The sequence below is a fragment of the Chitinivorax sp. B genome, from assembly GCF_005503445.1.
Classification (GTDB): Bacteria; Pseudomonadota; Gammaproteobacteria; order Burkholderiales; family SCOH01; genus Chitinivorax.
The window spans coordinates 1-5,175 of sequence record NZ_SCOH01000100.1 but is presented as its reverse complement, the minus strand read 5'-3'; the positions used below and the strand labels follow the sequence as shown (position 1 = coordinate 5,175).

Sequence of the window (5,175 nt, the reverse complement as noted above, 5' to 3'; positions counted from 1 at the left end):
CGGACGCCATGAGATTGAAAGGAGGGGGCATGGTGCGAGGGATGCGGGATAAAGGGCGGTATGTTACCGCACGCTATGCGATTGGTATATTTATGGGAGCTGTCATATAGCGGCGGCCACCTGATCACAAGGCGTCGCCAGCCCCCAGCGTGCGAGTGGCCCCGCTACGCCCGCACACTAAAGGGGGTATGCAACTGCATGATTGCAGAGAAAAGCTGTGAGTTATAGTGCCTCAGGCGATTCGCCATCTCGTGAAGGACTTGCGATTTGATGCAGACATAGGATGGGGTGGGCTATTGGAAGCCGTGATGGCGGCGGTGATGTCCAAAAAACTAGCTAAAGGGAATATGAGACGGGTCTTGCTGGGAGTTTGACAGTTGCGCTAACTGCCTAAAAAACAATAGGGATTAGCGTTTCCGCTAACCCCTTGATTCTATGGTGCCGATGAGGTGAATCGAACACCCGACCTACTGATTACGAATCAGTTGCTCTACCAACTGAGCTACATCGGCAAAATGAAGGCGCGATTATAGGGCGAGAAAGGCTGTTTCGCAAGTTGGTGCGCCGCCTGCACGGTCGTGAGCATCAGCTTGCGACAACGTGGTTTATTCTTCGGACATCGGTGCCACGATGTTGTAACCCGCATCTACATAAGTGATTTCACCTGTCATGCCAGAGGCGAGATCGCTCATCAGGAAGGCGGCTACGTTGCCGACTTCTTCAATGGTGACGCCGCGCTTGAGTGGGGCAGTGTCGGCCACGTGGTGCAGAATCTTGGAGAAGCCACTGATGCCGGCTGCTGCCAGTGTTTTGATCGGGCCGGCGGAAATACCGTTGACACGAATGCCTTTGGGGCCGAGTGAGTATGATAGGTAGCGTACACCGGCTTCCAGGCTGGCTTTGGCCATGCCCATGACATTGTAGCTCGGCATGGCGCGTTCTGCGCCCAAATAGGTCAACGTCAATAGGGCTGAATTCGGGCGCAGCATGTCGCGGGTGGCCTTGGCCAGTGCCGGGAAGCTATAGGCGCTAATGTCATGCGCGATCTTGTAGTTCTCGCGGGTGATGGCATCCAGAAAATCACCGGACAATGCCTCACGAGGGGCAAAGCCAATAGAGTGCACGAAACCGTCAAAGCCTTCTGGCCAATGGGTTTTCAGTTCCGTTGCCATGGCGTTGATGTCATCGTCGGAGCCAACATCACAGCGGATGACGATATCGCTGCCGAATTCCTTGGCCATTTCCACTACGCGGTCTTTCAGTTTGTCGACAACATAGGTGAACGCCAATTCGGCACCTTCACGGTGCATGGCTTCGGCAATGCCGTAGGCGATGGATCGGTTGGAAATCAGACCGGTAATCAGGATACGTTTGTTGGCGAGAAAGCCCATGGTAGTCCTCTTCTTGATGGTTGCCGGATTATAGTCGCATTGCTGGTGTTCCGGCATCAGGCCGCAGATGGTGGCCAGTTTGGCGCGGTCAGGCAATGCTGGCTAACCCTGACGGGATAGTTGAAATTGTGCTCAATGCTGCGTGGCTGTTACGCTGCCGGATGGGGCTTGCTGTGCTTCTGAGACAGTTACCTTGTCGTTGAAGGCTGGAAACAGTGGCCGGAATGGTGGTTCGAACCGTACCAGAATATCGCGATAGGTACGTACGTTCTCGACAAACACTACGGTTTCTCCACCACGTGCAAAGCCATTTTTGACGGTGGTGAAATAGGCTTCATCTCTTAACAACGGAAGGGTGGCTTTTAGGTCGGTCCAGGCATCCGGGTTCTTTTTCTGCCGTTGCGCTAGTACCCGTGCATCTTCCAGGTGACCGTATCCCACGTTGTAGGTGGCGAGTGCAATCCATGTTCGATCCGGTTCGCCGATACGAGCGGGTAACATTTCGCGAAGCATCTGCAGATAACGTGCGCCGCCCAGAATACTTTCACGTGGGTCCAGCCGATTTGAGATACCCAGGCGCTCGGCGGTGGCATTGGTCAGCATCATCAGCCCTCGCACCCCAAAGGGGGAGGTGGCCAGCGGGTCCCAGTGTGATTCCTGATAACCCAATGCGGCTAGTAATCGCCAATCGATTCCTGTTAGCAGCTCTGCTTCTTCAAAGTATTTGCGATATTCGGCCAGGCGTGTGCTACGTGCCTGCAACATGGTTTGTACATCAATCGGGTTCAGCCGACGCAAGTGGCCAAAATAGCGATCGGTCAGGCGCCGTAAGGTGCCATCCGTTTGCGCCTGGACAAAAAATGCGGTGACCGCTTGTTTGAGTGATTCCGGTGCTGTGCTGGGCAAAGCCCAGGCCACCTGTCGAGGTGTGGAGAGCTCAAATGCAGTATCGATATTGGGATGGAAGTTGCGCAACACATCCACAATGATGGAATCGGCAATCACATAATCTGCCTCACCATTGGCCAATTTTTCCAGTAACTCGGCCGGGTCGTTGTAGGGGGCTTCCTGCCAGCTCAAGTCTGGCGATGTTTCCTTGAGTGTTTCCAGTAATGTAATGTGGCTGGAGCCATTGGGCACCAGGATTTTTTTTCCGATCAAATCCGATATGTTGGAAGGTTTGGTCTGCTGAGTGTTGTAGGCAACGACCGTTGTCATTTGCAAATAGGCGGGGCCAAAGGCCACGCCATCCGGTGCATTATTTGCCACTGATAGGCCTGCTGCGGCCAGGTGGGCATGTTGCGCGGCCAACTGGACATAGGTTTGTTGGCGATTGGGTAACAATACAAACCTGACTGGTACACCTAGTTTTTGTGCAAACAGTCGAACTAGATCATATTCGAGACCTGCGTAGTTCCCATCGCTGTCTACGTAAAAGGAGTTGGGGGCTGTTTGGGTCAGCACCACCAGTTCTTTCTGTTGAACGACAGGTTTTACCCGCAAATCGACCGGGGGTGGAGGGTCCTGTGTGCATGCAACCAAGGTGCTGAGCAGTAAGGCGTAGAAGGAAAGTCGTTGTGTTATGGTGCTCAATGCGTGTCGCCCTATCACTAGCAAGAATTGCAAAAGCGGGGTTTACAAAGGCGCAATACTATATATAATGCGCACCTTCTGCACGGAAAGGTGGCAGAGTGGTCGAATGCGCCGGACTCGAAATCCGGTATACGGGCCTCCCGTATCGAGGGTTCGAATCCCTCCCTTTCCGCCAAGTTTCAGTAAAAAAAGCCATGATCTTCATGGCTTTTTTTACGTCCATCATCTGGTGATGTGTTACCGCATTGACAGATTCGCGATCCCATTCATCTTGTCACGGAAATGATTTTGTCATGGGGCCAGGCGTTGGCCGCCGTGACCCGCAGACCTGATCTAGCCAAAACATGTTTCCAATACGGTACTGCTATGGATTGCCACGGTCACACTGATTAGCTGTGAGGTTAGTAATCCGTTGCTAAGAGTTCGGTTTTCTGAAGTAGTGTTACTTATCCCTTGGTTGGGCGCGGCGCGTGTCAATTTCGAATGTCATCTCCCCTGACCATTTCTTTTCCTTGCTGCAATATGGTGCTGATGGTGATTGCCCACGTGGTGAACAGCATGCAGGCTATGGTTTTTTGTATTTTCAAGCGCATTGTCAAACAGCTTATTTTTGATTAAGAACGTTTTTCATCGCTCCGGAGCAGTTGCTGATAACGTTGGAAGATGATGAAATTTAAAAAATTCAAGATACAAAAAATATTAATACGAAATTAACTAAATATGCATTTAAGAGATGATGTTGTCGAGATTGTTTACATGTAATGACAAGTGAAAATAAGCCTTGGAGGCTAGTTGGCTGGCAGGGTGAGGATATTTATTTTGTGGCGTGAATTGTGCTTTAGATAGTGTGCTGGTGCTTTTGTTGTTATTTATTTTTTATAAGGATAGTTCTGTGAAAATAAATATTACTTTACCTGCATTTCTGCTGTTTGCAGCACTACCAGCAGCCGCGGTGCCGGTCAAGGCATCGATGAATGCGTGGGCTGATTTTGGTTCGCTCAATATCAAGGTGATCGACACCGATCCAATGGATGGCATTGTGCCGACGTTGTCTTTCCAGTCCATTCGCAGCAAGGCATCGGGATCGACCAATCCCAGTGGGACAGTCAATTGGAGTGACGAGGCTGTTTCATCTGACTGGTCATCACTGATTGGTGTGTCCTATGCCTCGCAGCATGGGTCGGTGGTATCGGGCAAGTTCAACGGCATGGCGATGGCTGCCAATACCAGCGTCACGGCCAACCCGGTGAAACCTGGGTCTGACAATCAATTCTTCACATTCGCCAATCTGGTGCGCAATGCCGAATTGACGTTGACTGGGCCTGGGCGCCTGGAAATCACGATGGATTATCGTTACCAGGGGTTTTCCGAGAAGCAGGCCAATGGTGAGTTTACCAAGGCGGCCGGTTTCGCCGAGCTGAGCCTGTCTTCACCAACGGGCATGCCCGGTGGCTATGCATCGCGGGTTGATCGGGCCAGCTTTTCGGTGACACCTGATACGTCATTTTCCGGGGGGGGGCGTCTTTACCTGGCAGCCCAGTCATTCGGCAATGACCCGATGACCTTCATGCTGCGTTCGTCACTGGGAACCGAGGCCAGCCTGGCCGTGGCAGCAGTCCCAGAGCCTGAAACCTACGCCACTATGCTGGCTGGCGGATTGGTAGTGGGCTTTGCCGTACGCCGTTCACGCCGTGCAAAGGCGAAGCAGTCGGCCTGAAACCGGCGGTATTGCCAGCAAGTCCATCGTTTATTTCAGCTCACCGTCCATCCGGCGCCAGCGACTTGGGACGTTGAGCATTATTAGGGAAGGGAATATTGGATATGAAAAAAAGCCAAATTGGATTGGCAACTTGCGCCACGCTGTGGATGATGAGCGCACCTGCATGGGCAAATCAGCCGTTTGCAGAATACTGGCATCGTCTGGAGTATCGTCTGGTGGATACCACCCCCGGGGATGGTCAGGCTCCGACGATGACGAATGTGGAAGATCCGACCCATGTTCTTGGCGTTGGGGTGGATGTCCCACGCAAGCTTGACCGCTACGACACCAAGGTATTGTCAGGCGGTGCAGGTGAACTGTCTTAGAGCCTGTTCAAAGTCTTTGTGATTGGTTGAATGTGAGACACTTGGGAGATGAGAAAAAGCTACCCGAGCGACATTAGTCGTGCCCAATTTGAAGTGATCCGGCCAT

General features: G+C 52.2%; 4 protein-coding genes and 2 tRNA genes. 3 read left to right on the top strand and 3 right to left on the bottom strand.

All coding sequences use genetic code 11. The annotated features are described in order from the left end of the window. Positions 1–436 precede the first annotated feature (436 nt). The 3 genes from FFS57_RS24325 to mltF form a co-directional block, all read right to left on the bottom strand. Positions 437–512, bottom strand: a tRNA-Thr gene (locus FFS57_RS24325). A 93-nt stretch (positions 513–605) separates the two neighbouring features. After that, positions 606–1,391, bottom strand: coding sequence for an enoyl-ACP reductase FabI (gene fabI / locus FFS57_RS24320; protein WP_137940414.1), 786 nt, complete (start codon positions 1,389–1,391; stop codon positions 606–608). A 132-nt stretch (positions 1,392–1,523) separates the two neighbouring features. Then, the gene (gene mltF / locus FFS57_RS24315; RefSeq protein ID WP_171014198.1) at positions 1,524–2,984 is read right to left on the bottom strand and encodes a membrane-bound lytic murein transglycosylase MltF; all 1,461 of its coding nucleotides are present in this window, start codon (positions 2,982–2,984) and stop codon (positions 1,524–1,526) included. Between the two features lie 84 nt (positions 2,985–3,068). On the opposite strand from mltF, the gene FFS57_RS24310 reads away from it, so the two are divergent. The 3 genes from FFS57_RS24310 to FFS57_RS24300 all read left to right on the top strand — a co-directional run bounded on the left by FFS57_RS24310 (position 3,069) and on the right by FFS57_RS24300 (position 5,069). After that, positions 3,069–3,159 (top strand) — tRNA-Ser (locus FFS57_RS24310). A 717-nt stretch (positions 3,160–3,876) separates the two neighbouring features. Beyond that, positions 3,877–4,701, top strand: coding sequence for a PEP-CTERM sorting domain-containing protein (locus FFS57_RS26020; RefSeq protein ID WP_249384159.1), 825 nt, complete (start codon positions 3,877–3,879; stop codon positions 4,699–4,701). Between the two features lie 104 nt (positions 4,702–4,805). Then, the gene (locus tag FFS57_RS24300) at positions 4,806–5,069 is read left to right on the top strand and encodes a hypothetical protein (protein WP_137940411.1); all 264 of its coding nucleotides are present in this window, start codon (positions 4,806–4,808) and stop codon (positions 5,067–5,069) included. Positions 5,070–5,175 lie beyond the last annotated feature (106 nt).